The sequence below is a fragment of the Nocardia inohanensis NBRC 100128 genome, assembly GCF_001612945.1.
Classification (GTDB): domain Bacteria; phylum Actinomycetota; class Actinomycetes; order Mycobacteriales; family Mycobacteriaceae; genus Nocardia; species Nocardia inohanensis.
On record NZ_BDBK01000002.1, the window covers coordinates 558,302 to 584,872 of the forward strand.

21 protein-coding genes, 1 tRNA gene and 1 pseudogene are annotated in these 26,571 nt (G+C 68.0%); 15 read left to right on the forward strand and 8 right to left on the reverse strand.

Going from position 1 to position 26,571, the window contains the following annotated elements; genetic code table 11:
- Positions 1-33: 33 nt before the first annotated feature.
- From NI1_RS08865 to pth, 3 genes are all read left to right on the forward strand, one after another.
- Positions 34-696, forward strand: a complete 663-nt coding sequence (locus NI1_RS08865) for a lysophospholipid acyltransferase family protein (RefSeq protein ID WP_067816680.1) — start codon at positions 34-36, stop codon at positions 694-696.
- A gap of 287 nt (positions 697-983) precedes the next feature.
- A complete protein-coding gene (locus tag NI1_RS08870) occupies positions 984-1,592 on the forward strand; it encodes a 50S ribosomal protein L25/general stress protein Ctc (RefSeq protein ID WP_067816682.1) in 609 nt (202 codons plus the stop codon).
- 43 nt (positions 1,593-1,635) lie between these two features.
- The gene (gene pth, locus NI1_RS08875; protein ID WP_067816686.1) at positions 1,636-2,217 is read left to right on the forward strand and encodes an aminoacyl-tRNA hydrolase; all 582 of its coding nucleotides are present in this window, start codon (positions 1,636-1,638) and stop codon (positions 2,215-2,217) included.
- A gap of 120 nt (positions 2,218-2,337) precedes the next feature.
- Here pth and NI1_RS08880 read toward each other — a convergent pair whose 3' ends face one another.
- The gene (locus tag NI1_RS08880; protein ID WP_067816689.1) at positions 2,338-3,990 is read right to left on the reverse strand and encodes a fatty acyl-AMP ligase; all 1,653 of its coding nucleotides are present in this window, start codon (positions 3,988-3,990) and stop codon (positions 2,338-2,340) included.
- Between the two features lie 96 nt (positions 3,991-4,086).
- Positions 4,087-5,262, reverse strand: a complete 1,176-nt coding sequence (locus NI1_RS08885; RefSeq protein WP_067817994.1) for an aminotransferase class V-fold PLP-dependent enzyme — start codon at positions 5,260-5,262, stop codon at positions 4,087-4,089.
- Positions 5,263-5,375: 113 nt separating this feature from the next.
- On the opposite strand from NI1_RS08885, the gene egtA reads away from it, so the two are divergent.
- The 5 genes from egtA to NI1_RS08910 all read left to right on the forward strand — a co-directional run bounded on the left by egtA (position 5,376) and on the right by NI1_RS08910 (position 10,540).
- Positions 5,376-6,641 carry an ergothioneine biosynthesis glutamate--cysteine ligase EgtA gene (gene egtA, locus NI1_RS08890; protein ID WP_084522809.1) on the forward strand — a complete coding sequence of 422 codons (1,266 nt, stop codon included), beginning with the start codon at positions 5,376-5,378 and terminating at the stop codon, positions 6,639-6,641.
- A 205-nt stretch (positions 6,642-6,846) separates the two neighbouring features.
- Positions 6,847-8,187: an ergothioneine biosynthesis protein EgtB gene (gene egtB, locus NI1_RS08895; protein WP_067816692.1), complete on the forward strand. Its 1,341-nt coding sequence runs from the start codon at positions 6,847-6,849 to the stop codon at positions 8,185-8,187.
- Complete coding sequence (locus NI1_RS39185; RefSeq protein ID WP_067816695.1) at positions 8,187-9,125, forward strand: class II glutamine amidotransferase; 939 nt, start codon at positions 8,187-8,189, stop codon at positions 9,123-9,125. Before egtB ends, NI1_RS39185 begins: the two co-directional genes overlap by 1 nt.
- Complete coding sequence (egtD, locus tag NI1_RS08905; protein WP_067816698.1) at positions 9,122-10,093, forward strand: L-histidine N(alpha)-methyltransferase; 972 nt, start codon at positions 9,122-9,124, stop codon at positions 10,091-10,093. Before NI1_RS39185 ends, egtD begins: the two co-directional genes overlap by 4 nt.
- Before the next feature lie 54 nt (positions 10,094-10,147).
- Positions 10,148-10,540, forward strand: a complete 393-nt coding sequence (locus tag NI1_RS08910; protein ID WP_067816701.1) for a hypothetical protein — start codon at positions 10,148-10,150, stop codon at positions 10,538-10,540.
- A 3-nt stretch (positions 10,541-10,543) separates the two neighbouring features.
- On the opposite strand, the gene NI1_RS08915 is transcribed toward NI1_RS08910, so the two are convergent.
- The 6 genes from NI1_RS08915 to NI1_RS08940 form a co-directional block, all read right to left on the reverse strand.
- On the reverse strand, positions 10,544-11,182 hold the full coding sequence (locus NI1_RS08915; RefSeq protein WP_067816704.1) for a DUF2461 domain-containing protein: 639 nt from the start codon (positions 11,180-11,182) through the stop codon (positions 10,544-10,546).
- Position 11,183: 1 nt separating this feature from the next.
- On the reverse strand, positions 11,184-11,822 hold the full coding sequence (locus tag NI1_RS08920; RefSeq protein WP_067816708.1) for a hypothetical protein: 639 nt from the start codon (positions 11,820-11,822) through the stop codon (positions 11,184-11,186).
- Between the two features lie 78 nt (positions 11,823-11,900).
- Positions 11,901-12,218 carry a hypothetical protein gene (locus NI1_RS08925; protein WP_245663138.1) on the reverse strand — a complete coding sequence of 106 codons (318 nt, stop codon included), beginning with the start codon at positions 12,216-12,218 and terminating at the stop codon, positions 11,901-11,903.
- Between the two features lie 214 nt (positions 12,219-12,432).
- Entirely contained in the window at positions 12,433-13,413 is a 981-nt protein-coding gene (locus NI1_RS08930) for a ribose-phosphate diphosphokinase (RefSeq protein ID WP_067816710.1), read from the reverse strand.
- On the reverse strand, positions 13,410-14,891 hold the full coding sequence (gene glmU / locus NI1_RS08935; RefSeq protein ID WP_067816713.1) for a bifunctional UDP-N-acetylglucosamine diphosphorylase/glucosamine-1-phosphate N-acetyltransferase GlmU: 1,482 nt from the start codon (positions 14,889-14,891) through the stop codon (positions 13,410-13,412). Before glmU ends, NI1_RS08930 begins: the two co-directional genes overlap by 4 nt.
- 107 nt (positions 14,892-14,998) lie before the next feature.
- Positions 14,999-15,069: transfer RNA gene (locus tag NI1_RS08940), tRNA-Gln, on the reverse strand.
- Between the two features lie 376 nt (positions 15,070-15,445).
- On the opposite strand from NI1_RS08940, the gene NI1_RS08945 reads away from it, so the two are divergent.
- The 7 genes and pseudogenes from NI1_RS08945 to NI1_RS08975 all read left to right on the forward strand — a co-directional run bounded on the left by NI1_RS08945 (position 15,446) and on the right by NI1_RS08975 (position 26,442).
- Positions 15,446-16,075 (forward strand): TetR/AcrR family transcriptional regulator, encoded by a 630-nt coding sequence (locus NI1_RS08945; protein WP_067816716.1) that lies wholly within the window; start codon positions 15,446-15,448, stop codon positions 16,073-16,075.
- A gap of 202 nt (positions 16,076-16,277) precedes the next feature.
- Positions 16,278-16,927: pseudogene (locus tag NI1_RS08950) on the forward strand (TetR family transcriptional regulator).
- Positions 16,928-17,086: 159 nt separating this feature from the next.
- The gene (mfd, locus tag NI1_RS08955; protein ID WP_067816718.1) at positions 17,087-20,692 is read left to right on the forward strand and encodes a transcription-repair coupling factor; all 3,606 of its coding nucleotides are present in this window, start codon (positions 17,087-17,089) and stop codon (positions 20,690-20,692) included.
- Positions 20,693-20,727: 35 nt separating this feature from the next.
- The gene (locus NI1_RS08960) at positions 20,728-21,405 is read left to right on the forward strand and encodes a nucleoside triphosphate pyrophosphohydrolase (protein WP_067818003.1); all 678 of its coding nucleotides are present in this window, start codon (positions 20,728-20,730) and stop codon (positions 21,403-21,405) included.
- Positions 21,406-21,447: 42 nt separating this feature from the next.
- Entirely contained in the window at positions 21,448-22,449 is a 1,002-nt protein-coding gene (locus tag NI1_RS08965) for a hypothetical protein (protein ID WP_067816721.1), read from the forward strand.
- Positions 22,450-22,496: 47 nt separating this feature from the next.
- Complete coding sequence (locus tag NI1_RS08970; RefSeq protein WP_084522811.1) at positions 22,497-23,198, forward strand: sensor domain-containing protein; 702 nt, start codon at positions 22,497-22,499, stop codon at positions 23,196-23,198.
- A gap of 121 nt (positions 23,199-23,319) precedes the next feature.
- Entirely contained in the window at positions 23,320-26,442 is a 3,123-nt protein-coding gene (locus tag NI1_RS08975) for a helix-turn-helix transcriptional regulator (RefSeq protein WP_067816727.1), read from the forward strand.
- Positions 26,443-26,571: the final 129 nt, after the last annotated feature.

Consider the following 26,571-nt stretch of genomic DNA (forward strand, 5'->3'; position numbering starts at 1 on the left):
CAGTGTCTACAACATTCTTTCGGGGAGGTATTCATGTGGTATCGGCTGTTGAAATATGTGCTGGTGGGGCCGGTGCTCCGACTGGTCGGCCGACCCAAGGTCGAAGGGCTGCACCATGTTCCGCAGGACGGGCCGGTGATCATCGCGGCCAACCATCTGGCGGTGGTGGATTCGCTGTACCTGTGCCTGGTGCTGGACCGGCCGGTCACCTTCATCGCCAAGCAGGAGTACTTCACCGGTAATGGGTTCCGGGGGCGCATCAATCGGTGGGTGATGAAGGCGACCGGTCAGGTGCCGGTGGATCGCACCGGCGGCACGGCCGGGTCGGATTCGCTGGCGGCGGCGACCCGCATTCTCGAAGGCGGCGGCATCTGGGGCATTCACCCCGAGGGGACGCGGTCCCCCGACGGTCGTATCTACCGGGGGCGCACCGGCGTGATCCGGGTCGCGATGGAAACCGGCGCACCCGTGGTCCCGGTGGTGCTCTCCGGAACCGATAGGGTCAACCCGCGCAATCGCAAGCTGCTGCGGTTCGCGAAGGTTCGCATCTCCTTCGGTCGCCCGCGGTATTTCCTGCCCGCCGATCAGCAGGGCGTGCGCACCGCCACCGATGAACTGATGGCCGACCTGGTCCGCCGCTCCGGCCGCCCCTATGTCGATTGCTACGCCGCGTCTTTCAAGAAGACCGCCGCTTAGCAAGCGTTTCGGGGGCTCGGGGGCAGGTCCCGCGAAACGCCCTTTTCTTGCGGGGGCGCAGGCGTGGAACCCCCGCGGCAAAGCGGGAATTTCTGCATGTTAGAGTTCTCAGGTTGTCTCGGCGAGGGTGTGGCACAAGCTGCCCACCGTGATCGACGCGGCTCGGCCACCTCAGCCGTCCCCGTTCGTTCTTCGCCGATGACGAAGCAGACGAACACAGTCAGGGTGCACAGTCCCCTGGCGACAGCTGACATTACAGCCCGGACGAGCCGTAGGAGTAGACAATCATGTCCGACGCCAGCCTTCTCGCAGCCTCTGTACGCACCGAGTTCGGCAAGGGCGCTGCCCGCCGTACCCGTCGTGACGGCAATGTGCCCGCCGTGCTCTACGGCCACAACGAAGAGCCGCAGCACCTGTCGATCAACGCGCGCGATTTCGCCGCCATCCTGCGTGAGCACGGCACCAACGCCGTGCTGAACCTGGACATCGCGGGCAAGAAGCAGCTGGCGCTGACCAAGTCGGTCGTCGTGCACCCGATCCGTCGCTACATCGAGCACGCCGACCTGCTGATCGTGCGTCGTGGCGAGAAGGTCACCGCCGACGTGCACGTCAACCTGGTCGGCGAGGCCGCCTCCGGCACCCTGGTCACCCAGGAGACCACCACCCTCTCCATCGAGGTCGAGGCCCTGCACATCCCCGAGTCCATCGACGTGTCGATCGAGGGCATCGAGGCCGGCACCCAGATCCTCGCGGGCTCCATCGAGCTGCCGAAGGGCTCCACCCTGGCCGGCGACGCCGAGGCCCTGATCGTGAACATCATCGCCGCCCCGGCCTCCGCCGCCGAGGTCGAGGCCGCCGCCGAGGAAGCCGCCGCCGCTGAGGAAGCCGCCGAATAATTCGGTCCCCCAACGGTTTCCGGACTGAGGCGACAGCTGTCCTATGACTGAGCCATCGGCCGGGCCCGCGCTCGTGGTCGGACTGGGTAATCCCGGACCCGAGTACGAGCGCACCCGGCACAATGTCGGCTTCATGGTCGCCGACGTGCTCGCGGAGCGCGTCGGCGGCCGTTTCGGTGTGCACAAGAAGTCCGGTGCGGACCTCTTGGAAGCGCGCCTGGACGGCCGCAAGGTGTTGCTGGCCAAGCCGCGCACCTATATGAACCTCTCCGGCCGCCCGGTCGCCGGGCTGGCGAAGTTCTTCAATGTCCCCGCTTCGGACATCATCGTGGTGCACGACGAACTGGATCTGCCGTTCGGCGCGGTCCGGCTCAAGCTGGGCGGCGGCGAGGGCGGGCACAATGGTCTGCGCTCCATTTCGCAGGCCATCACCACCAAGGATTACCTGCGCGTCCGCTTCGGTATCGGGCGTCCGCCGGGTCGTCAGGACCCCGCGGATTATGTGCTCAAGCCGTTCTCGGCTCCCGAGCGCAAAGAGGTCCCGGTCATCGTCGAGCAGGCCGCCGACGCCGTGGAGCTACTGCTCCGCGTCGGCTTGGAAGCCGCACAGAACCAATTGCACTGACCGCCTCTCCGCGACTTCAGCGCGCGGCTCGAAGCCGTCGCCAGCTGTGCGCGCGTGCCGGCGGTCGGTTGCCGAGCCGATTTCGGGCGTACCCGGTGAGTTACCCCGAGGGTCGCGAAATCAGTTGTCCCGTAAGGCTGTTGCCGTCGCGGAGCGACGGAGCTTGCCCGACGAGGTTTTCGGGAGCGCTCCCGGGCCGAGCACGGTCACGCTGCGCGGGCGCACTCCCACTTCCGAGAAGACCGCGTGCACGATCTCGTGTTCGATGCGTTTGACCTCGTCCAGGTTCTGGTGGTCGTTGGATTCCACCACCACCGCGAAACTTTCGCGTTTCTGGCCCGCGTCCAGGCGCACGGCCACCGCGTTTCCGGGGCGAACTCCCTTGATACGCAAGGCCGCTCGTTCGATATCGGTGGGGAAGATATTGCGGCCGCCCATGATGATGACGTCTTTGATCCGCCCGCAGACCACCACCAGCCCGTCCTCGGTGAAATAGCCGATATCGCCGGTGTCGAGCCAGCCGTCCGCGTCCTGGGCGGGCCGGAAGCCCTCGGTGGTGACATATCCGGAAGTCACCGCGGGGCCGCGCAATTCGATCACGCCCACGCTGCGCACCGGCAGCGGCCGGCGGTCGGCGTCCACCACCCGGCCCTCGAGATTGTCGACCAGATAGCCCAGGGTGGGCAGCCGGCGCACACCGCCGTGATGGTGTTCGGGGTGCCGGACCGGGACCGCTTTGCCCAGCGCCTCCAGTAGATCCCCGTCCACCACGTCCAGGACCTGGCCCAGGCCCGGATCCGGAATCGATACGGCCAGCGTGGTTTCGGCCATACCGTAGACCGGTGTCAGCGCCATGGGATTGAGCCCGAAGCGTTTTCCGGCTTCGGCGAGCGCGTCCATGGTGTCGGCGTCCACCGGTTCCGCGCCGTTCCACATATAGCGGACGCTGCTCAGATCGAAGGCGCCGTCGGGGGCATTGCGGAGCCGGCGACCCAGCAGGGAATAGGCGAAATTCGGTGCGGCGGTGACGGTGCCGCGATATTTCGAGATGAGTTCGGCCCACAGTATCGGCCGCTGGAGGAAATCGAGCGGGGTCACGCAGACCACTTCCGCACCGAATTGCATGGGGACGCTGAGGAATCCGACCATGCCCATATCGTGGAACAGCGGCAACCAGCTCACCATCACGTCATCGTCGAGCTGGAATTTCACGCGATCGAACATGGCATAGGCGTTGACGAAGAAATTGCCGTGCGTTATCCGGACCGCTTTGGGCGAGCCGGTGGAGCCGGAGGTCAACTGCTGCAAGGCGATATCGGATTCACCGGTGGGCAGCGGTTCGATGGGCTCGCCCGCGCGCATGGCGTCGATGGTGACCACATTGATGCCGCGTTCGCGCAGCAGCGGCTCGGCGATCTCGAAGGGCGCGCCCAGGATGACCGCGCGCGCCTCGATCATGTTCAGCACGGTTTCGGTGTCGTGCGCCCACATCTGGAGGTCGGTGCGCGGAGTGGGCTGATGCAGCATGGTGATCGAGGCGCCGCGCATCCACACCGCCTGGCAGGCGGGGGCGATATCGGCCGGCATACCGGCCAGCACACCTACGGCGTCGCCGCGCCCGATGCCCGCGGCGGCCAGTCCGCCCGCCATTCGCCGTGCGATGTCATGGATTTCGCCCCAGGTCCGGCGCACGGGCGCATCGGGTTCACCGGTCACCAGACCGCGCGCCGAATGCCGCGCGGTCGCGTACATCTCGTCGGTGAACCGGCTCATGGTCCAACCCCCTCAACGCAGAATCCGGCTGGGATATCTCTAACTATCCCGCTGCCGGCGGACCCTGTTAACCGTTTCGGGGAGGTCGGTACGCGTTCAGGCCATCGAATCGGTGAGGACTCGGGCGAATCGGTCCAGATCCTCGAAGCTCACGAAGCAGTGCGGGGAGGCCCGGACCACCGACGCCAGCCCGCGATCGGTCATGTCCAGCAGGGTGGAACCGCGATGGCTGACCGTCACCGTGACCGACTCGTCCGCCAGCCGGTCGCGCACCTCGATCGGCTCCAGGCCGTCCACGGTGAAGGACACGATGCCCGCGTGCTGGGTGCCGCGGTCGCGGACGGTGACGCCGGGAATCTCCTGCAAGGTCTTGCGCAGGTACTCGGCGCGTTCGGCGATGGCCGCGTACACCTGCGCGGGACCCAGCTCGAGCAGATAGCGCACGGCCGCGCCGAGACCCAGGCGGGCCGCCACATCGCATTCCCAGAATTCGAAGCGGCCGGCGTCCGGGGCGAGGGTGTATTCGCCCGGACCGGTCCATTCGGCGCTGTGCAGGTCCAGCCGGCCCGGCTCCAGGGTGGCGGCCAGTTCGGGCCGGACGTACAGGAAGCCGGTGCCGCGCGGCCCGCGTAGCCATTTGCGGCCGGTGGCCGACAGCGCGTCCACCTCCAGTTCGGCCACGTCGAGCGGCAGCTGCCCGGCGGATTGGCAGGCGTCCAGCAGCACCAGCGCGCCGACGCCGTGCGCGATGCGGGCCGCCTCGGCGACCGGGTTCACCAGGCCGCCGTTGGTGGGGACATGCACCAGCGATACCAGTTTCACGCGTTCGTCCAGCATGCCGGCGAGGGCGTCGAGGTCGAGCTGCCCGCTGCCGTCGCTCGGAATGGCCTCCACGACCGCGCCGCTGCGGCGGGCGCGTTGCAGGGCGGCGATGGCATTGCTGGCGTAGTCGGCGCCGGAGATCAGGATCCGGTCGCCGGGGGCCAGCGGTACCGAGTAGAAGAAATCCGTCCAGGAGCGGCTGGCGCTGTCGCTCAGGGCGATGGCATCGGGCCGGGCATTGATCAGTTCACCGATGGCTACCTTCACCCCGTGCAGGTCGTCCAGGCGCTCGCTCGCGGCCCGGTAACCCCCGATCTCGGCCTCGCGGCGCAGGTGAGCGATGGCGGTGTCGACGACGATCCGCGGGGGCAGGGAGGAGCCGGCGCTGTCCAGGAAGACCTGGTTCTCGCAGCCCGGGGTATCGGCTCGCAAACTCGCGATGTTCACCATGGAATCGACCATAACGGTAGGTGTGTTCTTCAAAACGTCAGATTTGTTGTCGGAGTCCGTCGCTACCCTGGTTTGGGTCGGCTGACCGCCGGCCCCGAGGAGTGGAGGTTGGCATGGCAGTGACGGTGATGCCCGAATCCCGCACCGAGCAGTCGCCCGACGTCGGGTTCTCCTCCCGTGCGGCCGCCGAGGCGTATATCGGCGGCGTCTGTTTCAAGGTCGGACCACCGAGCTTGATCGGTGCCGAATTGGAATTCCTCACCGCCCAGGGTGGGAGTTCGGCATCGGATCCGCGTCCCGATCTGACTGTGCTCGCGGACGCGCTGGGAGTCCACACCCCACAGTCGATTTCGCCCGATTCCCCGGCCGTGGCGCTGCCGGGTGGCAGTCGGGTGACCATCGAACCCGGTGGTCAGATCGAATTATCCAGCGCCCCTTTCGCCTCCGCCGCCGAGCTCGCCACGAGTCTCCGCGCCGATGCCTCCCGCTTACGGGAGCTGCTCGAATCCCAGGGCATCAGCACCTTCTCCGCCGCCGCCGACGCGAGTCGCACCGCGCAGCGAATCCTCCGGCTGCCGCGCTATCGCGCCATGGAACGCTCCTTCGCCGGGATCGGCCCGTTCGGGGCGCTCATGATGTGCAATACCGCCGCCACCCAGGTCAGCGTGGATGCCGGGGCGGATGCCGCCGAGGTGGCGGCCCGCTGGACGCTGCTCTACCAGGTCGGGCCCGCGCTGCTGGCGGGTTTCGCCTGCTCACCGGCGCTGGCGGGGGCGCCGCCGGGGGAGTGGGCCTCGCAGCGCATGCGCGCCTGGATGCGGCTGGATCCGCTGCGCACCCGGCCGTCGGTGCACGATTGGCCGGATCCCATTGCGGGATACGCGCATTGGGCATTGGACGTGCCGCTGCTGTGTGTGCGCTGCGACGAGCAGACGGACTGGTCCGCCCCGCCGGGCGCGACCTTCGCCGACTGGTTGTGCGGTGCGCTCGACGACGAACTCGACCGCCGCCCCACCCGCGCCGACCTCGACTATCACCTGACCACGCTGTTCCCGCCGGTCCGCGCCTCCGGGCACCTGGAGGTCCGCTACCTGGACGCGCAGCCGGGTGACACCTGGACGGTCCCGATCCACGTCTTCGACGCGCTGCTCTCCCGCCCAGAGGTCGTCGCCGAAGCGAGCACCCTGGCCAAGCCCACCGCGGCCATGTGGACGGAAGCCGCCCGGCACGGTCTGGCCGATCCCGAGTTGCGCTCCGCCGCGGTAGATCTGCTCGAACTGGCCGCCGCGCATGCCGAAACCGACCAGGCCGCAGCGGAATTGGGTGCCGCGGCCGAGCGATGTCGTAGCGGCCGCGCCCCCACCGAGGATGCCCGATGATCACCGCGCTCATCCGGCCACCGCACCACCGGCCTCCCCGCCACGGCCTGCGTCCGCCCGGCCGTCACTGTCCTCCCGGCATGTTTTTAGCCGGGATCCACACAGGGCCGGCATATGGATTCCGGCCAAAAGCACGCCGGAATGACGAGGGCGTGAGCGCCTGTACTGCGGCGGCTACATCACTGACCGAATTCGGAGTTTTCCCATGACCATTCATCTACCGGGCGCCGACCGCGCCGAAACCGAACGGTTGCGCACCAAGATCGCCGACACGCTCGAGCGCGCTCGGCGGCGGACCACCGGTCTGACCGAGTGTGTGGATGAAGCTGAACTGGTGGCGCAGCATTCGCGGATCATGAGTCCGCTGGTGTGGGATCTGGCGCATATCGGCAATCAGGAAGAGCTGTGGCTGGTGCGTGATGTGGGCGGGCGGGAACCGGTGCGCGCCGATATCGATCACCTGTACGACGCGTTCAAGCATGCGCGTGCGGATCGGCCGGCGCTGCCGCTGCTGAATCCGGTGGAGGCGCGCGGCTATGTCGGCACGGTTCGGGACAAGGTGCTGGATGTACTGGAGCACAGTCCTTTACACGGTGACGAGCTGGTGGACGGTGGTTTCGCCTTCGGCATGATCGCCCAGCACGAGCAGCAGCACGACGAGACCATGCTGGCCACGCATCAGCTGCGCACCGGTGACGCTGTGCTGGCCGCGCCCGCCCCGCCCGCGGCCCGCGTGCGGGTCGCGGGTGAAGTCGTCATTCCCGCAGGCGAATTCGTGATGGGCACCGACACCGATCCGTGGGCGCTGGACAACGAGCGCCCCGCGCATCCGGTGCACGTCCCCGGTTTCGCGATCGACGCCGCGCCGATCACCAACGAGAAGTACGTCGCCTTCATCGCGGATGGCGGTTACGACCGCCCCGAACTCTGGTCCGAGCGCGGCTGGGCGCATCGCTTGGAAGCCGGCCTCACCGCACCCCAATTCTGGGAGCGCGATGGCAACGGCCATTGGTGGCGGCGGGTTTTCGGCACCATGCAGCCCGTCCGCCCGCAGCAACCGGTGGTCCACGTCTGCTGGTACGAGGCCGAGGCGTACGCCAACTGGGCGGGCAAACGCCTGCCCACCGAAGCCGAATGGGAGAAGGCCGCCCGCTTCGACCCCGAGACGGGCCGCACGCGCCGCTACCCCTGGGGCGACGCCGACCCCACCGAATCCACCGCCAACCTCGGCCAGCATCATCTGGAACCGGCCGATATCGGCGCGTACCCGGAGGGTGCTTCGCCCTCGGGCGTACACCAGCTCATCGGCGACGTATGGGAGTGGACCAGTTCGGGTTTCGACCCCTACCCGGGTTTCCGCGCCTTCCCCTACGCCGAATACTCCGACGTCTTCTTCGGCGGCGACTACAAGGTCCTGCGCGGCGGTTCCTTCGCCGCCGACCAGGTGGCGGTCCGCGGCACCTTCCGCAACTGGGACCACCCCATCCGCCGCCAGATCTTCTCCGGCTTCCGCCTGGCCCGAGACCTCCGCCCGGACGAGCGCTGATGTGCCGCCACCTGGCCTACCTCGGCCCGCCGACCGCAGTCGGGGACCTGGTAACCCGCGGCCCGCACTCCCTGCGCACCCAATCCTGGGCTCCACGTGAAATGCGCGGCGGCGGAACCATAAACGCCGACGGCTTCGGCGTCGCCTGGTGGCTCCCCGCCGCCGCGGCCCCCGCCGATCACGCCGCCGGCGTCCCCTGGCACGGCGGCACCCCACCCGACCCGCGCGACACCGCCGCGACCACCGCCAGTGCCGACTCGCCGACTGCCGCTGGTCCGGCCGCCGCTGCCGATCCCGTCGCTGCCGAAAGTGGTTTTCCGGCAGGCCGACTCAGCGTGAGCCGCTACCGGAATGCCGCGCCGATCTGGACCGATCCAGCGGTCGACGAGGTGCTCCCGCAGCTGCGGTCGACCGCCGTGCTGGCCGCGATCCGCTCGGCGACCGCCGGCCTGCCGGTGGAGCGGGCGGCCTGCGCGCCGTTCACGCACGGGCGCTGGGCCTTCAGTCACAACGGTGCGATTCCGGATTGGCGGAACACGCTCACCGCCGTTGCGGCACAGTTCGGTTCGCCCTCGCTGTTGGACGCCGAATCGCTCACCGATTCGGCGGTCCTGTGGGTGATACTGCACGACCTGCTCGACGGCGCGCACCGCGCGAATCCGGAAAGCGCACTGCGGGAGGTGGTTCGGGCCGTGCTGGCGCGATCGCCGAAGGCGCGCTTGAACCTGTTGCTGGGTGACGGGGAGACGGTATGGGCCACTACGCGGCATCACTCGCTATCCGTGCTGGTCACCGATGAATTCGCGGTGGTGGCCTCCGAACCGTATGACGACGATCCACGCTGGCGGCCGATCGCGGACCGGCAACTGGTGACGGTGCGGCCCGGGTCGCTGACCGTGGAATCGCTTGAAACCGATGACGAAAGGGCCTTTTCATGACCTCGGCAACGCTGGAGATTCATCTAACCGACGAAGACCTGACCGCGGCGCTGCGGGCCGATGTGCGCAGCGGGCTGACCGCATCGCCGAAGTCCTTGCCGCCCAAATGGTTCTACGACGCGCGCGGAAGTGAGCTGTTCGAGCAGATCACCGAGCTGCCGGAGTACTACCCGACCCGGACCGAGCGGGCGCTGCTGGAGCGGGTGGTGGCGGAGATCGCGCGGATCGCGCAGGCCGAGGTGCTGGTGGAGCTGGGCGCCGGGTCGGCGGCGAAGACGCGGCTGCTGCTGGAGGCGCTGACCGCCGAAGGGCCGTTGAAGAAGTATGTGCCGCAGGATGTCTCGGTGGCGGCCTTGAGCGCGTCCTCGGATCAGGTGGCGGCGGAGTTTCCGGGGTTGAGCGTGCACGGGGTGGTCAGTGACTTCACGGCCACGCTGGAGAACCTGCCGCGCGGCGGGCGGCGCATGATCGCGTTCCTCGGCGGCACCATCGGGAACCTGGTCCCGCGCGAGCGCGCGGAGTTCCTGGCCGGGATCCACGAGGTGCTGGAGCCGGGTGAACAGCTGCTGCTCGGCGCGGGCCTGGTGATCGATCCGGCGGTGCTGGTCCCGGCCTACGACGATGCCGCCGGCGTCACCGCGGAGTTCAATCTCAATGTGCTGCACGTGCTCAACGCCCGGTTGGGTGCGAACTTCGATCCGGCCCGCTTCCGGCACGTCGCGCTGTGGGATGCCGAGCACGAGTGGATCGAGATGCGGCTGGAGGCCACCGAGGCGATGACCGTCGCGGTTCCCGAGCTGGATATGACGGTCGAGTTCGCGGCGGGCGAGCAGATCCGCACCGAGATCTCCGCGAAGTTTCAGCCTGCGGGACTCGAATCCGAGTTGAGCGCAGCGGGTTTCGCGACCGAGCGGGTGTGGACCGACCAGGACGACCGATTCGCGCTGGTGCTGGCCGAACGCCGGTAGCAAACCGGCAATTCCGGCAGTGGTTGCCCTGTCCCCGATTTAGGATCGGGGACAGTGAAGCCGTGGGAGATTTTCGGCCTCGTCCTCGGAGTCGCCGCCTTTTGCATAGCCCTGCCGTCGCTGCTGGGCTGGCGCCGAGCCCGGCTGTGGCTGGTGGCGGGTTTGCTGCTGCTCGCCGGGGTGGGTGCGCTGTTCTTGCTGCCGCTCCCGCATCCGGCCGGGGACGTGGATTGCGGGTCGGTGGTGGCGCCCCGGCACGAATGGACCGGGCCGCCCATCTGCCTCGATCCCGCCGGTTGTCACGGTCCCGATTTCGTGGTCCCGTGCCGCCGGAATCGGCTGGCGCGCATACAGGTCGCGGCCTTGGTCGCGGCGGGCTCGCTGCTGGTGATCACCTTCAGCGTCCGGTCCATCCGCCGCGAGGTTCGCGAGGAGCGCCCGGAGTGAGCGCTACCGCTGTTCGGTGACCGCCGCCAGCCATTCGTTGAGCGGCCGCAATTCCTCCCACGCCGCGCGGATCTCGTCCCGGGCGCGCGCCGTGCTCAACCACGCCGGCGCCCCGAATTCCTTTCCGGCGGTGAGGGATTTGTGCCGCAGCAATTCGATGCGGGGATGGTCGAGCTCGTAACCCTTGGGTTTGGTCTTGAGCTTGTCCCCGCCGATCCGGTAGCCGGCCGAGACCAGCCGCGCCAGTATGCCTTCCAGCTCCGGCCCGCGCACATCATCGGCGATGGCCACCCGCAGCGCCGCCAGCTGCGCGGGCGGCGCGGCGTATATCCCGCCCGCCACGAACAATCCGGCCGCGCCGATCTGCACGTACCACCCACCGAACTGAGCGGTGTGCACGATCGCGCCCTGATGGTTCTTGTACGGCGTCTTGTCCGCCGCGAAGCGCACGTCCCGGTACGGCCGGAAGATCTTGGCGGTGCCGAAATCGCTCTCCAATTCGGCGACAAGGGCTTTCATCGGGTCGCGAACCGACTCCTCCCAGACCTTCTTGTTGGCGTTCCAGAAGGTCTTGGAGTTGTCGGCTTCGAGATCTTCGTAGAAGTCGAGCCCGGTGATCGGGAATCCGTCGAATCGCGTCATATCAGCTGTCGGTCGGGATCATTCCGCTGTCGATGATCAGGTACCCGATCACGAAGCCGAGGATCATGCAGACGCCCGCCGCGATGGCCGCCCACTTGCCCAGCGGTTCGCCCTTGGTGTGACCGATGATGCCGAGCACGATGCCCGCGATGCCGAACAGCGGCGGGCAGAAGATCAAAGAGATGGCGGCGCAGATGAATCCGATGATGGAGAACACCTGCGGACCGGTGCGCGGCTGCGGTCCGGGCTGACCGTACGGCTGATACGGCTGGCCGTAGGGCTGCTGACCGTAGGGCTGCTGCGGATAGGCCGGGAACCCGCCGGGCTGCTGTCCGTACTCCGGCTGCCCGCCGGGCGGATAGCCGCCGGGCTGCGCACCCACGGGCGGATAGCCGTACTGCCCGCCGGCCGGATACCCGCCACCCGGCGGCGGCTGCGGGGGAGTGCTGCCCGGGTACGGCGGATACCCGGAATCGGGTGCGGCGCCGGGCTGGTAGTGCCGGGTGATGTCGTCCTGCGGCTGCGGCGGTGGGCTCGGCGCCGGCTCGGAGCCGGTGCTGCCGGTCTCGGCGTCGCCCTTCTTCTTGAAGAGCTCACCCGAGCCGGACTCGGGTTGCGGTTCATTCGGCGGCGTGCTCATGTCGCGCCCTCCTCGATGTGGTGTGAACAGCTCCCCATGGTTATCACAGCCGGGGACCCGAAACGAAACATCGGGTTCTCAGTCGCCCGGTTCCTCGACGATCTCCATGGCGGCGACCTCCGCGGGCCGGTCGTCCTCGGACCGGTGCTCCTCGCGCCGGCGCCGGCGCGTCCACTCCTGATCGAGCTCCTCGTCGATGCCCAACCGGCCGTCGTCGTCGCTCTCGCGATTGCGGATCACCAGGTCCTCGGGCGGATCGCTGATGTACCGCTCGTATTCGCGAACCTCGTCGGCCTGGTCGTCATCGCCCAGGTCGTAATCGAGGTCCTCGACGTCGTCGGTGTCGAAGACCTCGTCCATCAGCTGGTCTTCGTCATCGTTGCGCCGGTCGTCCATACGGCATCACCTCTCCGCGCATCAGCGCACCAGTAGCAAACCGCCGAGCTTCGGACTCAACGCTACCGCCGCGCCACGGCCGGGGCACCCATTGCCACCCGCTCGATACGAAAGTGCCCGAAAGGGCGAAGCGAAAACGCCGCCGTGCCTACTGGCACGGCGGCGCTGCGTTCGAGGGGGTTCGGGGGCGTAAGCCCCCGAGATCCGCCGAGAGTTAGGCGGACCCGTTGAAAAGGCCGGTGACGGAACCGTTTTCGAAGACCTCGCGGATGGTCTGCGCCAGCAGCGGGGCGATCGAGAGGATGGTCAGCTGCGGGAAGCGCTTGTCCTCGCTGATCGGCAGCGTGTTGGTGACCACGACTTCCTTGGCACCGCAGTTGGCGAGGCGCTCTGCGGCCGGATGCGACAGCACACCGTGGGTGGTCACGATGACCACGTCCAGCGCGCCCGCCTCCTTGAGCACCTTGACCGCGCCGGCGATGGTGCCGCCGGTGTCGATCATGTCGTCGATCAGGATGCAGATGCGCCCCTCGACCTCGCCGACCACGCGGTTGGCGGTGATCTGGTTCGGCACCAGCGGGTCACGGGTCTTATGGATGAACGACAGCGGCGCGTCGCCCAGCGCGTTGGCCCACTTCTCGGCGACCTTCACGCGACCGGCATCCGGCGACACCACGGCGATATTGTCGAGCGCGTAGTTGTTGCGGATGTACTCGACCAGCTGCACCATCGCGTGCATGTGATCGACCGGGCCGTCGAAGAAGCCCTGGATCTGATCGGTGTGCAGGTCGACGGTGATGATGCGATCCGCGCCCGCGGTCTTGAGCAGGTCGGCGATCAGGCGAGCCGAGATGGGCTCACGACCGCGGTGCTTCTTGTCCTGGCGGGCGTACGGGTAGAACGGCAGCACCGAGGTGATGCGCTTGGCCGAACCGCGCTTCAGCGCGTCGATCATGATCAGGTGTTCCATGACCCACTGGTTGAGCGGGGCCGGGAAGCTCTGCAACACGAAGGCATCGGAGCCGCGAACCGATTCCTCGAACCGGACGAAGGTCTCGCCATTGGCGAAATCCCGGGCGGTCTGAGGGGTGATGTGAACGTTGAGTTCCTTCGCCACCTCTTCCGCCAGCTCGGGATGAGCGCGTCCCGAGAACAGCATCAGGTTCTTCTGGTTATCGGTAGAGAACGCGGTCACGGACGTTCGCCATCCTTTTGCTCGTTGGAAATTTCGGTGGCCGCCAGTGCCGCTTCCGCTGCCTTGGCCGCGTCGGTGCCGGGGCGGTTGCGCTGCACCCAGCCGTCGAGATTGCGCTGCGCTCCACCCGACACCGCGAGAGCCCCCGGTGGAACATTTCTACGCAGCACAGTACCTGCTGCGGTATACGCGCCGTCACCCACTGTCACAGGTGCGACGAACATGGTGTCGCTGCCGGTCCGGACGTGCGAACCGACCACGGTGTGATGCTTCTTGACGCCGTCGTAATTGACGAAGACGCTCGACGCGCCAATATTGCTGTGCTCGCCGATGGTGGCGTCGCCCACATAGGTGAGGTGCGGGACCTTGGAGTGCGCGCCGATGGTGGCGTTCTTGGTCTCCACGAACGCGCCCAGCTTGCCGTCCTCGCCGATCACGGTGCCGGGGCGCAGGTAGGTGAAGGGCCCGACATTGCAGCCGGCGCCGATGGTGGACTTCTCGCCGTGCGCGCGAACGACTTTCGCGCCGTCGCCGACCACCACGTCGGTGAGGGTGGAGTCGGGGCCGATCTCGGCGTCCTCGCCGATCACGGTGTGGCCCAGCAGCTGCACGCCCGGCCGGATGACGGCGTCCCGGCCGATCTGCACATTGCCGTCGATCCAGGTGCTCGCCGGATCCACGATGGTGACCCCGGCGCGCATATGCCGTTCCACGATGTAGCGATTGAGCGTGCGCCCCGCGTCGGCCAGCTGCACCCGGTCGTTGACGCCGGTCACCTTGGCCGAATCCAGCAGGCGCGCACCGTGAACCGCGTGCCCGGCCTCGCGGGCCAGCTTCAGCACATCGGTGAGGTAGAGCTCGTGGCGGGCGTTGGCGGTGGTGATCTGGGAGAGCATCACCCGCAGCACGCGCGCGTCGAAAACGTATACGCCGGAATTGACTTCGGTGATGGCGGCCTGTTCCGGGGTGGCGTCGGCGTGCTCGACGATCTCCAGCACCCGGCCCTCGGCATCGCGCACGATGCGGCCGTAACCATTGGCGTCATCGGGTTCGAAGGTCAGCACGGTGGCGGCCGAACCATCGGAGTAGCTGCGGTGCTCGTCGAGCAGGGCGGAGAGCGTATGCCCGTCCAGCAGCGGCACATCGGCGTAGGTGACGAGCAGGTCGCCGTCGAAATCCTCGGGAATCTCCGAGAGCGCGCACTGCACGGCGTGGCCGGTGCCGAGCTGTTCTTCCTGGACCGCGCGGTCGATGTCACGGCCGAGTTGTTCGGCCACCTCCGTGACGGCGGCGCCGACCGCTTCGCGGTCGTGTCCCACCACCGTGATGAGGTACGTCGGGTCGATCTCGTTCGCCGCGTGCAACGCGTGTGCGAGCATGCTGCGGCCGGCCAGCGGGTGCAATACCTTGGGGGTCTTGGACCGCATTCGGGTTCCAGCACCGGCTGCGAGAACGACGACGGCGGTCTGCTGTGGCATGGATCTCCCTCGGCTGCCGGTCATCGTGCTGAGTTCTTGGTTGCGCCGCCCACAGTTGTGCTGTGTCGGCTATGTGCCGGGGCAACGATAGTGCCCCCGCTCGCGAGCTCCGCCGCCAGGACTCGAACCTGAACTAACTGAACCAAAATCAGTGGTGCTGCCATTACACTACGGCGGATCAATCACCTGCGGACCGTATGGTTCGCGAGGCTGCATGACTGGCATTGCGATGTAGATACTCGCATGCTCCCCCGCCTCTCCGCGAATTTTTACTCCTCCGCCTCTCCGGGAATTTTCGCCGACGGGTAAGTGCCCTGCTCGTTCGCGTTGCGGAGTCCCTGTTCGCGAGGTGCCCGACTCGGCTCGTCCCCGGTGAGTTACCCCGATCTTGCGTGATCAGTTGTTACGTTGGCGAAGTTGCAAGCGAGCCGGAACCCGGCCCAGGGAGGCTCGGTGCGGAGAAGTCTGGGACAGTAAGCAGGACAGTCGTACGGCAAGCGCAGGGAGGCGGAGCGATGAGTTCGGGTGAGGGGGGCCGCGTGTCCCGCCCGCGCATGACCGGAACCCAACGGCGGCAGCAGCTCATCGAGATCGGGCGGGCGCTGTTCGCGGAGCGGGGGTACGACGCGACGTCCATCGAGGAGATCGCGACGCGGGCGCAGGTGTCGAAACCTGTGGTGTACGAGCACTTCGGGGGCAAGGAAGGCTTGTACGCGGTCGTGGTCGATCGCGAGATGTCCACGTTGCTGGAGATGATCCGGGAGTCGTTGACGCGGAACCGGTCGCGGGTGCGGCTGGAACAGGTGGCGCTGGCGTTGCTCACCTATATGGAGGAGCGCACCGACGGGTTCCGGATTCTGATGCGGGATCAGCCGGTGTCGGCGGCCGAGGGGACCTACTCGTCGCTGCTGAACGAGGCGGTGAATCAGGTGGCGCACATCCTCGCCGGGGATTTCGAGCGCCGCGGGTTCGACACCTCGCTTGCCACGCTCTACGCGCAGGCGCTGGTCGGCATGGTCGCGACGGCGGCCACCTGGTGGCTCGACGAACGGCAGCCGTCCAAGGAAGTGGTTGCCGCGCATCTGGTGAACCTGTGCTGGAACGGTCTGACGCACCTGGAGTCGGAACCGAAACTCGCCTCGGAATGGCCGAGCGGCAAAGGTTTAAAGAACCCAACGGTCTGATACGTCCGTTGTCGGGCGGTAGAACTGGACAGTTAACCAGCGAATTGCGAAGGAGGACGGGTCGAATGCTCGAATCGGCTGGCATCGCGCAGCCGGGTGGTACGGTTCACCCATCCTTCGAGTGCTGTTCGAACTGTGATGTCGGTCAACTTCGGGATGTCGGTCTACTTCAGGATGGCTGGTTTGATGACAGGCGGATCTGATGGCTAGGCAAGCGCGTGCGGAGATCACTCGCGATTCCGTGCTCGCGGGCGCGGCCGATGTCTTTCTGCGACTGGGTTACGCGAACGCGTCCCTGTCCGAGATCATCGCGCAGTCGAATGTGACCAAGGGCGCCTTGTACTTTCACTTCGGCTCCAAGGAAGAACTCGCGCGCGCGCGGTCGTCGATCAGGGCAATGAGCGACTGGTCAGCGCCTGTCAGGGCTTCTTCGATCCGCGGGTGCCGGCGCTCGAGGCGTGCATCGGAATCACCTACGTGGTGGCGGATCTGACGATGAACGACCCCATGGTCGGGTCGATGCTCAAGCTCACCCACCAGATCGGCGACTATCGCGGCGCGGCCGGTGACAATATCGCCAAGACCTGGGGCGAGACGCACCGTTTGCTCGCCGAACGCGCTATCCAGCAAGGGGATTTGAAGCCGGAGCTGGATCCGGAGACCATCGGCCTGCTCTTGCAGGAGGTGACCACGGGCGTGCACATGGTCGCGGTCAGCACGGAGTCGATCGACCAGATGGCGACGCGCATGGAACGGGCTTGGTTCTTCCTGCTGCCCTCCATCGTCCCGGACGAGAAGGTCGCCTACTTCCGCGAGTTCGCGGCTCGCCGCCTGCGCCGCTACGTTCAGTAGCTGCGGATCGGCCACATAGGACATATCGCATTCAAGCACGCACCCTCGTCATTCGGGCTGGAACGACCGGTGCGCGGGCCGCGAACTCCACCTGTCGGCTCCGGCTACTAGACTCGGTTGGTCGTTCTGAAACGCTGATCTGCGCCCAGGAGTCTCCTTATGCCCGAGCATCGTCCACCCTTGGCGGGACTGGCCACGGTGGCTGGTGCCGATGCCGCTCTCCAGCAGGTCAGGAGCCTGATCGGCCGTGACTCCGCAATGCTGGTGGCGCCGACGGCGGTCCGTCCGTTCGTCGCGTCGACCATTGCCGGGGAGCGGCCCCTGGTGGTGGTGACCGCCACCGGCCGCGAGGCCGATGATCTCGCGACCGAGCTGGCCGAGATTCTCGGCGACAGCGTGGCGCTCTTCCCGTCCTGGGAGACCCTCCCGCACGAGCGACTCTCCCCGGGGGCCGACACCGTCGGCAAGCGCATGCAGGTGCTGCGCCGGCTGGCGCACCCGGACGAGGGCATCTACGGCGAACCGCTGCGGGTCGTCGTCACCACCGTGCGCTCGCTCATGCAGCCGATGGCGCACGGGCTGGGCGATATCGAACCCATCGTGCTGCGGCGCGGCGCGGAGTTCGACTTCGACGAATTGCTCATGCGGCTGGTCGAATTCGCCTACGAGCGGGTCGACATGGTCGGCAAGCGCGGCGAGTTCGCGGTGCGCGGCGGCATCCTCGACATCTTCCCGCCGACCGCGGATCATCCGGTGCGCGTGGAGTTCTGGGGTGACGAGGTCTCCGAGCTGCGCTCCTTCGCCGTCGCCGACCAGCGTTCGCTGCACGACGATCCGGTCGAGCTGGTGGTCGCCCAGCCGTGCCGGGAACTGCTGCTCACCGACGAGCTACGCGCCCGCGCCGCCGAGAACGCCGCCGACGCCGCGCTGGTGGAGATGCTGGAGAAGCTCGCGGGCGGCATCCCGGTGGAGGGCATGGAAGCGCTGCTGCCGGTGCTGCAACCCGGCGAGCTGCAATTGCTCACCGAGGTGCTGCCCGCGCGAACCCATGTGCTGCTGTGTGATCCGGAGAAGATCCGCACCCGCGCCGCCGACCTGGTGCGCACCGGTCAAGAGTTCCTGGAAGCCTCGTGGACGGCCGCCTCCTTCGGCGGCGCGGCTCCGCTCGGCGCGCACGGACTCGACCTGGCGGCGTCCTCGTACCGGGGACTCGACGAAGTGCACGCCGATGCCGAGCGGCACGGCCTGCCCTGGTGGACGCTGAGCCCACTGGCCGCCGACGATCCGAACGAGATCGTGCTGCCCGTACTGGCCGCCCCGTCCGCGCGCGGTTCCGAGGAACTGGTCGCCACCATCTTCGCGTCACTGCGCGCGCACGTCTCGACCGGCGGCCGCGCGGTCATCGTGGTGGCGGGACACGGTACGGCGCAACGCATTCAGGAACGCCTCGCCGATGCCGAGGTCCCGGCCGCGCACCTGGAAGCCGGCGCGGAACCGGTTCGCGGACTGGTCGGCGTGCTCTGCGGTTCGCTGCACGACGGCATCGTGTTCGACGACGCCAAGCTGGTGGTGGTCGCCGAATCCGATCTCACCGGCAACCGGGTCACCGCGCCGGGCGAGGGCAAGAAGCTGCCCGCCAAGCGCCGCAATCAGGTCGATCCGCTGGCGCTCACCGCCGGTGACATGGTCGTGCACGATCAGCACGGCATCGGGCGCTTCGTGGAGATGATCGAGCGCACCATCGCCGGGGCGCGGCGCGAATACCTGGTCATCGAGTACGCGCCCAGCAAGCGCGGCCAGCCGGGCGACCGGCTGTTCGTGCCCATGGACTCCCTCGACCAGCTCTCCCGCTACGTCGGCGGCGAGATGCCGTCGCTCTCCAAGCTCGGCGGCTCCGACTGGGCGAATACGAAACGCAAGGCGCGCAAGGCGGTTCGCGAGATCGCCACCGAACTGGTGCAGCTCTACGCCGCCCGGCAGGCCGCGCCCGGTCACGCCTTCGCCCCGGACACGCCGTGGCAGACCGAGATGGAGGACGCGTTCGCGTTCACCGAGACCCAGGATCAGCTCTCCGCCATCGCCGAAGTGAAGGCGGATATGGAGAAGTCGGTGCCGATGGACCGCGTCATCTGCGGTGACGTCGGCTACGGCAAGACCGAGATCGCGGTGCGCGCCGCCTTCAAGGCGGTGCAGGACGGCAAGCAGGTCGCCGTGCTGGTCCCCACCACGCTGCTCGCGCAACAGCATCTACAGACCTTCACCGACCGCATGGCCGGCTTCCCGGTGGTGGTGAAGGGCCTGTCCCGCTTCACCGATCCCGCCGAATCGCGGGAAATCCTGGAGGGCATGACCACCAAGGACGTCGATATCGTCGTCGGCACCCACCGGCTGTTGCAGACCGGGGTGCGGTGGAAGGACCTGGGCCTGGTCATCATCGACGAGGAACAGCGGTTCGGCGTCGAGCACAAGGAGCACATCAAGGCGCTGCGCACGCACGTGGACGTTCTCACCATGTCCGCCACGCCGATCCCGCGCACCCTGGAGATGTCGCTCGCGGGCATTCGCGAGATGTCGACCATCCTCACCCCGCCCGAGGAACGGCATCCGGTGCTCACCTATGTCGGTGCGTACAACGACAAGCAGGTGGCCGCGGCGGTGCGCCGTGAGCTGCTGCGCGACGGCCAGGTGTTCTACGTGCACAACCGGGTCGCCTCGATCGACAAGGCGGCCAAGCGGATTCGCGATCTGGTGCCCGAGGCGCGGGTGGTGGTGGCGCACGGGCAGATGAACGAGGACATGCTCGAGAAGACCGTGCAGGGCTTCTGGGAGCGGGAATTCGATGTGCTGGTCTGCACCACCATCATCGAAACCGGTTTGGACATCAGCAATGCCAATACGCTGATCGTGGAACGCGCTGACGCGCTGGGGCTTTCGCAGCTGCACCAGCTGCGCGGACGCGTGGGACGCTCGCGTGAACGCGGCTACGCCTACTTCCTGTACCCGCCGGAGAAGCCGCTCACCGAGACCGCCTACGACCGGCTCGCCACCATTTCGCAGAACTCCGATCTGGGCGCGGGTATGGCGGTCGCCATGAAGGACTTGGAGATTCGCGGTGCGGGCAATGTGCTCGGCGCGGAGCAGTCCGGGCATGTGGCGGGCGTCGGGTTCGACCTCTACGTGCGCCTGGTCGGTGAAGCGGTGGAGGCGTACCGCGCCGCCGCCGACGGGCGGCCCATCACCGTGGACGAGGAAGTCCGGGAAGTCCGCATCGACCTGCCGGTGGACGCGCACATCCCGCCGGACTACATCGGCTCGGACCGCCTGCGCTTGGAGGCGTACCGCAAACTCGCTGCCGCCCAGGACGATTCCGGGCTGGCCGCCGTGGTCGAGGAGCTCGTCGACCGCTACGGGCCGCTGCCGGTGGAGGTCGGGCGCCTGGTCTCGGTGGCCAAGCTGCGGCTGCTGGCCCGCGAGTACGCGATCGCCGAGATCGGTGTCACCGGAACCACTCTCAAGGTGTCGCCGATGCAGCTGCCCGACTCCAAGCAGCTGCGGCTCAAGCGGCTCTACCCGAACGCCACCTACCGCCCGACCACCGGCATCGTGCAATTGCCGCTGCCCCGAGTGGAAGACAGCGTGGGCGCGGAGCGGGTGCGCGATGTGCAGGTGCTGCAATTCGTGGCCGACCTGCTGCTCGCCCTGGACGGCAAGGCCCCCGGCGCGGTCGATGTGCGGGTCGCCACCGAGGCCACGGCGGCGCGGTGAGTCTGGACCCGGATACCGCCGCCGACACCGCGCGCATGACCGAAGCGCTCGGCGAAGCCGTCGAGGTGATGGATCGCCTGTGGAAATTCGGCGGCTGGGAAGTCACCCAAACCCACGATTCGCTGCGCCCCTACCTGCTCGAGGAAACCTACGAACTCCTCGACGCCATCGGTGAATCCGATGCCGGCACCATTCGCGAGGAACTCGGCGACCTCCTGCTCCAGGTGCTGTTCCACTCCCGGATAGCCGAGGCCGCAGGCGAATTCACCGTCGCTGACGTGGCGGCCGCGCTGGTCGCCAAACTGACCAACCGCAGCCCGCACCTCAGCGACGACGCCATCGACCCGAACGCCCCCCTCGCCGAGAAGATCGCCGCCCAGGAATCCGCCTGGGAACAACGCAAATCCACCGAAAAAGCCCGCCGCTCCTGCCTCGACGGCATCGCCATGGCCCAACCCGCCCTGGCCCTCGCCGAAAAGATCCGGTCCCGCAGCCGCAAAGCCGGCCTCCCCGACGACCTCATCCCACCGGACCTGCGCGTGGTAACCCTGGGCGGCCCCGACAGCGCCGAAGAACGCCTCCGCAAAGCCACCCTCGCCTTCGCCGCCGACATCCGCGCGGCCGAGGACGCCGCCGAATCCGACCGCGGTGAACTCGCGCCGCTGACTGCTCAGGACTGGGTCCGGTACTGGCCGAATGGACCAGTGCAATAGCGACGGTGTTGCCATGGGGCGGAATCAGCTAGCGTCATCGGGGTGAGTGACGAAGGACGTGGGTCGGTCACCGAGTTCTACCCGTCGAAGACGGGTGCGGTCGGCGCGCTGCTGTTCTTCCTGGTGCTGACCGTGCTGCCCTTACCGGTGGTGCTGGACGGCGCCGAACATCCGGCGATGCGGCTGGGCGGGCTGGTGACCGTGGCGCTCTTCGGGTTCGGTGTCTACGGCATGCTGCACGAGCTGTTCCGTCCGCAACCGACCCTGGTCATCACCGACGCCGGCTTCACCTATCAGGGGTTTCCGCACGTGGGCTGGCACGAGGTGGAGCGGTTGCGGCTGCGGGTGGGCCGGGTGCGGCGCGGCGGCCAGGAGGAACGCTTCGCCGAGGTGGTGCTGCGCGATCCGCTCGAATTCCGGTCCCGGGTAATGGCTTTCGGCGATGCGGGGCAACGCCGCGATCCGGATCGCCCGCTGTACATCGTGCCGGAGCGACTACCCGTGCCGGTGGCCGAGGCGGTCGCGGCCATGGTGGCGCACTATCCGCCGCTGGTGCTGGCCGAGGGCGACGAGTCACCGGGGGCGCGTTCCTCGGGCGAGCTCTCCGCGGATCTGGAGATGGTCGAGGCCGCCCTGGTCGGCGTGCTCACCGATATGCTGCCGGTCGGCTGGCAGTTCGCGGTGCTGTGGTTCGTGCTGGTCGGCGAGGAGGGGCACGCCGGAATCCAGGTGCAGCTGGACGACGAATCGGTGCGCAATGTGAAGCTGGCCGACGAGACCGACGACGATATGGTGCTCGCCGAGGAGCTGCTCGCGTTGCTGGGCCGGCACAAGGAACTCTCCTACGACCAGATGACCGGCACCTGGCTGAGCGGCCGGGTGGCCACCAAGGCCGATGCCGACGGTGTGCAATTCCAGTTGTCGCGCAAGGAGATTCCGGAGTGGATCCCGGTCCCGGAACCGGATCAGTGCCGGCGCGAACTGGCCGCCTTCCCGCGCGCCGGGGACGAGATCCCGCAATGGATGCGGGAGCGCATCGCCTGAGCCGATTCGCGGCTATGCTCGGGTTGACCTCGGGTCTAGGAGGGTAAATGCGGGGGCGCGGTATCGCCATGGGTCTGGCGCTGCTCTTTCTGGTGACCGGGTGCGGTCAGGTCGTGAAGGGTTCGGCGGCACCGGATCCGGCGGTGGTGAAGCTGCCCAAGCTGACCCCGGACCGAATTCCGGACATGATGCCCACGCCCGACGAGGTAGCCAAGATCGTCGCCGCGAGCAAGCTGGTGCAGAAGTTCGAGAACACCGCGCCGACCGTGCCGAAATACACCTACTCTCCGCCGGATTGCGGTTCGCTGGTGTACAGCGGTGACAAGCGCGCCTACGGCGATACCTGGTCCGGTTACCGGCTGCGGTCCTATCAGGAGCCGGGGGACGACTACGACCACAATGTCTTCCTGGCCGTCACCACCTTCAAGAATTTCCTGGTGGCCGAGGAACTGGTGGGCAAGTATCGCGCCTATCTGGAGAGCTGCAAGGACACCGACGTCACCGATGTCTCGACCGAGAACGGCAAGTCCAGCACTACGCGGGTGACCACGATGGCGCACAACTCCGATCCGTCGGCGGTCTCGGTTGATTGGATCCTCACCTCGACGTCGGGCAAGTGGTACTGCTCGAACACGATTCGCACGGTGGGCAATGCGGTGATCGAGACCGCGAGCTGTGCCACCGCCGATTCCCGCACCGCGCCGATCATCGCCGACCGGATTGCCGCGAAGATCAAACAGCAGCACTGACACCGGCGTACCGGACAAACCGGTCGACTTTCGAATACCGGCTAACACCAGCGGTTTCCGCGCTGATGAGCAGGTGTGCCCAGCCCAGGTGTCCCGTGTCCCGTCAGCCGTCCGGAGCGCCATGCCCGGCGGGGATGAACTGATCGGCCGGGACGCCGAACTCGGCCGCCTGCGCGTCGAACTCGCGGCAGCCCTGGCCGGGCGGTCGCGCATGGTGCTGTGCTCCGGCGAAGCGGGCATCGGCAAAACCCGCCTGCTCGGCGAGCTCGCGCGCGAAGCCGCCGACGCCGAGGTCCCCGTCCTCTGGGCCCGCTCGGTCGAACTCCCCGACTCGCCCCCGTTCTGGTTATGGCGGCAGGTGATGGGCGAATCCGGCGTAGCCGACACGCTTTCCGAATCCGGCGACGCCCCCGAACGCGCCCTGCTCTTCGAACGCATAGCGACCTGGCTCGACGACCTCACCGCCGCTCACGGTGCGCTCCTGGTAGTCGACGACATCCAATGGGCCGACGAACCCTCCCTCGACGCCCTCCTGCACCTGGTCCGCTCGCTACGCCGCCATCGCCTCCTGATCTGCGCCGCCGAACGCACCGCCGCCGACACCGTCCTGTCCGGCTGGCGCGCCGTCCGCCCCCGCCTGCTCCCCGAAGCCGACGTCGAAACCGTCCTCCTACAAGGTCTCTCGCGCACCGATACCGCCACCTATCTCAGTCGCGAATCCGGCCGAGACCTCCCCGGCTCCCTCCTGGCCCAAGCCCACGCCCTCACCGCCGGGAACCCTTTCTACATCCGCGAACTCGCCCGCGGCCTGCGTCACCACACGATGGAAGCCGCAGCCGCATCCCTCCTGCCGCCGGTCGCGCCGAACTCCGCGGACGGAACCGCCGCAGCGAGTACGGCTGTGGAATTCGATCCGGATGCGCTCGAGCGTGGTCCGGCCGTGACCGCGTCGCCCACGTTGAGCACGCTAGATGTGCCGCCGCGCTTGACCGATATCGTGACGGTGCGGATATCGATGCTCGCGGAGCGAACACAGGAATTCCTCTGTGCGGCTGCGGTTCTCGGGCAGGAGTTCGAGATCGCGGTGGCGGCGCGGCTGGTGGAGCGGAGCACCGTGGCGTGTCTGCCCGAGGTGGAGGAGGCGGTGCGCGCGGGTGTGCTCGCGGCGACGCCGGCGGCGGGACGCGCCGAGTTCGTGCACGGCTTGGTGCGATCGGTGCTGGTGGCCGGATTGCCGCTGCCGCGGCGGACCGAACTGCATCGGCGCGCCGCGCTGACGATCGAGGAGCTCTACGCCGATTGTCTCGACCCGCACCTCGCCGATCTGGCGCGGCACTGGTCCATGGTCGCGGCGACCGGTGATCGCGCCCCCGCGGTGGCCTGGTGCACCCGGGCGGCCGAATACGCGTTCGCACAACTGGATTTCGATGCGGCGCACCAGCTTTACGAGCTGGCGTTGTCGAACGCCGCGGAAGCGCTGTCCGCGTCCACGCGCGGGCGATTGACCCTGGCGAAGGCCGAAGCGGCCTTCCGTGCGGGCAGGCTCACCCTCGCGCGGCAGTACTGCGGGGACGTGGTGCACGCGGCGCGCCGAACCGGTGATCCGGTGCTGCTGGCTGCCGCCGCGCTCACCCTCGAACCGATCGGCCGCCTCGGCTGGGATCGCGATATTCGGGACTGGTGCGAAGTCGCGCTCGCCGCTCTTCCCTTGTCCGGCCGGGCGGTGATCGGCGTCAACGGTCGCGTGCCGGCGGTCGATCCGTTGCCGTCCGAAGGTTCGAGTTCGGCCGGCGTGGCCGGGGATTGCCGATCGGTGGGGGAGTTGCGGGCGCGGTTGGTGGCGCGGCGGACCGAGGCGGCGGTGTGCTGCGGCACGGGTGGGGATGCGGAGGTGATGTCGGCGGCGGCATTGATCGCGGCGGAGCGGGGCGGGGGTGGGGAGGCGGTGGTGGATGCGTTGCGGTCGCGGCAGTGTGCCTGTGGGGGACCGGAGTTCGTGGAGGAGGGGGCGCGGCTGGCGCGGCGGTTGATCGAGATCGGCGTGCGGGAGCAGCGGCCGGAGGTGGAGTTGCGGGGGCGGTTGTGGGCGGTGGAGGTGTACGGGCAGCGGGGGCGGCTGGATCGGGTGGATCGGGAGATCGTGCGGATGGGGTGGTGCGTGGAGCGGGTGGGCGGGCCGGTGGCGCGATGGCAGTTGGTGCGGGCCCGGGGCGGAATGGCGCAGGCGCGTGGGGAATTCGAGGATGCGCTGCGGTTCGGGCGGGAGGCGTTCGAGACGCTCGAACCGGGTGGGCATCCACGGGTGCTCGCGTACGCGGGGCTGGTGACGTTGGTCGGGCACCATTACGGGCATCGGCCGGAGCTGGTGGGGGAGCTGCTGGCGCGTGCGGACGGTGAGGTGCGGGCGGAGCTGTTCGTGCTGCTCGCTCCGGCGTGGATCGCCGCCGATCAGGGCCGCCTCGACGTGGCCGAACACCTGTTCCGCCGGGCCGGACCGCCCGCGGGCTGGGATGTTCCCGACGATATCCGGCTGGCGTACTACGCCGTCGGCGTGCAGATCGCCGCCGCGGTCGGTGATCTCGATGCCGTCCGCTTCTTCCACGGCCGCCTCAGCCCCTGGCGGGGCCGCCACATCACCTGCACCGCCGGCTATTTCGGCCCGGTCGAACTGACGCTCGCCACCTGCGCCATCGCCCTGGGCGAATGGGACAAGGCCACTGCCGAGCTCACCGCCGCAGCCGATGCCTGCGCCCTCAGCGGCGCGGCCGCGCACGCCGTCGAAACCGCCTGCGCCCAAGCGCTCGTCGCCCACCACACCGGCGACCACGCCGCCGCAACGGCTTTCGCCGAACCCGCCCTGCACCGCGCCCGCGCCCTCGGCATGACCGACTGGGCCGAGCGCCTGCACACCCTGCTGCGAATACCGATCGCGCCACCGGCGCACCGGTGTTCGCCGGTCGGGCAGCCGGGTTCGCAGGTGGGGTTCTCGGGTTCGCCGGTCGCACACCCGGGTTGGGCGGTCGGGCAGTCGCATGAATCGGCTCGGCCGCTCGCCGAATCCCCGCTGTCGGAGCGGGAATGGCAGGTGGCGCTACTGGTGGCGGCGGGTGCGACCAACCGCGCCATCGCGCGCGAGCTGGTGATCTCGGAACGCACGGCGCAGAACCACGTTCAGCACATTCTCACCAAACTCGGTTTCGGTACCCGCAGCCGCATCGCCGCCTGGGTGACGGCGCAGCGGTGAGTACCGGATGAGTAATTCGGCGGATTCGGTCGTTGCGTTCGGCTCGTATCGTGAGTAGAAGTCCGTTCCGACCAGTCGAAAGGCTTTCGTACGCAACGCGGTACCGGTGCTCGAGGGGTGCTCCGGATC

What these genes read in the sequence shown, in the direction of transcription:
- NI1_RS08865 (WP_067816680.1), top strand. Translation starts at nt 34, where the DNA reads ATGTGGTATCGGCTGTTGAAATATGTGCTGGTGGGGCCGGTGCTCCGA.
- NI1_RS08870 (WP_067816682.1), top strand. Translation starts at nt 984, where the DNA reads ATGTCCGACGCCAGCCTTCTCGCAGCCTCTGTACGCACCGAGTTCGGC.
- pth (WP_067816686.1), top strand. Translation starts at nt 1,636, where the DNA reads ATGACTGAGCCATCGGCCGGGCCCGCGCTCGTGGTCGGACTGGGTAAT.
- NI1_RS08880 (WP_067816689.1), bottom strand. Translation starts at nt 3,990, where the DNA reads ATGAGCCGGTTCACCGACGAGATGTACGCGACCGCGCGGCATTCGGCG.
- NI1_RS08885 (WP_067817994.1), bottom strand. Translation starts at nt 5,262, where the DNA reads ATGGTGAACATCGCGAGTTTGCGAGCCGATACCCCGGGCTGCGAGAAC.
- egtA (WP_084522809.1), top strand. Translation starts at nt 5,376, where the DNA reads ATGGCAGTGACGGTGATGCCCGAATCCCGCACCGAGCAGTCGCCCGAC.
- egtB (WP_067816692.1), top strand. Translation starts at nt 6,847, where the DNA reads ATGACCATTCATCTACCGGGCGCCGACCGCGCCGAAACCGAACGGTTG.
- NI1_RS39185 (WP_067816695.1), top strand. Translation starts at nt 8,187, where the DNA reads ATGTGCCGCCACCTGGCCTACCTCGGCCCGCCGACCGCAGTCGGGGAC.
- egtD (WP_067816698.1), top strand. Translation starts at nt 9,122, where the DNA reads ATGACCTCGGCAACGCTGGAGATTCATCTAACCGACGAAGACCTGACC.
- NI1_RS08915 (WP_067816704.1), bottom strand. Translation starts at nt 11,182, where the DNA reads ATGACGCGATTCGACGGATTCCCGATCACCGGGCTCGACTTCTACGAA.
- NI1_RS08920 (WP_067816708.1), bottom strand. Translation starts at nt 11,822, where the DNA reads ATGAGCACGCCGCCGAATGAACCGCAACCCGAGTCCGGCTCGGGTGAG.
- NI1_RS08925 (WP_245663138.1), bottom strand. Translation starts at nt 12,218, where the DNA reads ATGGACGACCGGCGCAACGATGACGAAGACCAGCTGATGGACGAGGTC.
- glmU (WP_067816713.1), bottom strand. Translation starts at nt 14,891, where the DNA reads ATGCCACAGCAGACCGCCGTCGTCGTTCTCGCAGCCGGTGCTGGAACC.
- NI1_RS08945 (WP_067816716.1), top strand. Translation starts at nt 15,446, where the DNA reads ATGACCGGAACCCAACGGCGGCAGCAGCTCATCGAGATCGGGCGGGCG.
- mfd (WP_067816718.1), top strand. Translation starts at nt 17,087, where the DNA reads ATGCCCGAGCATCGTCCACCCTTGGCGGGACTGGCCACGGTGGCTGGT.
- NI1_RS08960 (WP_067818003.1), top strand. Translation starts at nt 20,728, where the DNA reads ATGACCGAAGCGCTCGGCGAAGCCGTCGAGGTGATGGATCGCCTGTGG.
- NI1_RS08970 (WP_084522811.1), top strand. Translation starts at nt 22,497, where the DNA reads ATGCGGGGGCGCGGTATCGCCATGGGTCTGGCGCTGCTCTTTCTGGTG.
- NI1_RS08975 (WP_067816727.1), top strand. Translation starts at nt 23,320, where the DNA reads ATGCCCGGCGGGGATGAACTGATCGGCCGGGACGCCGAACTCGGCCGC.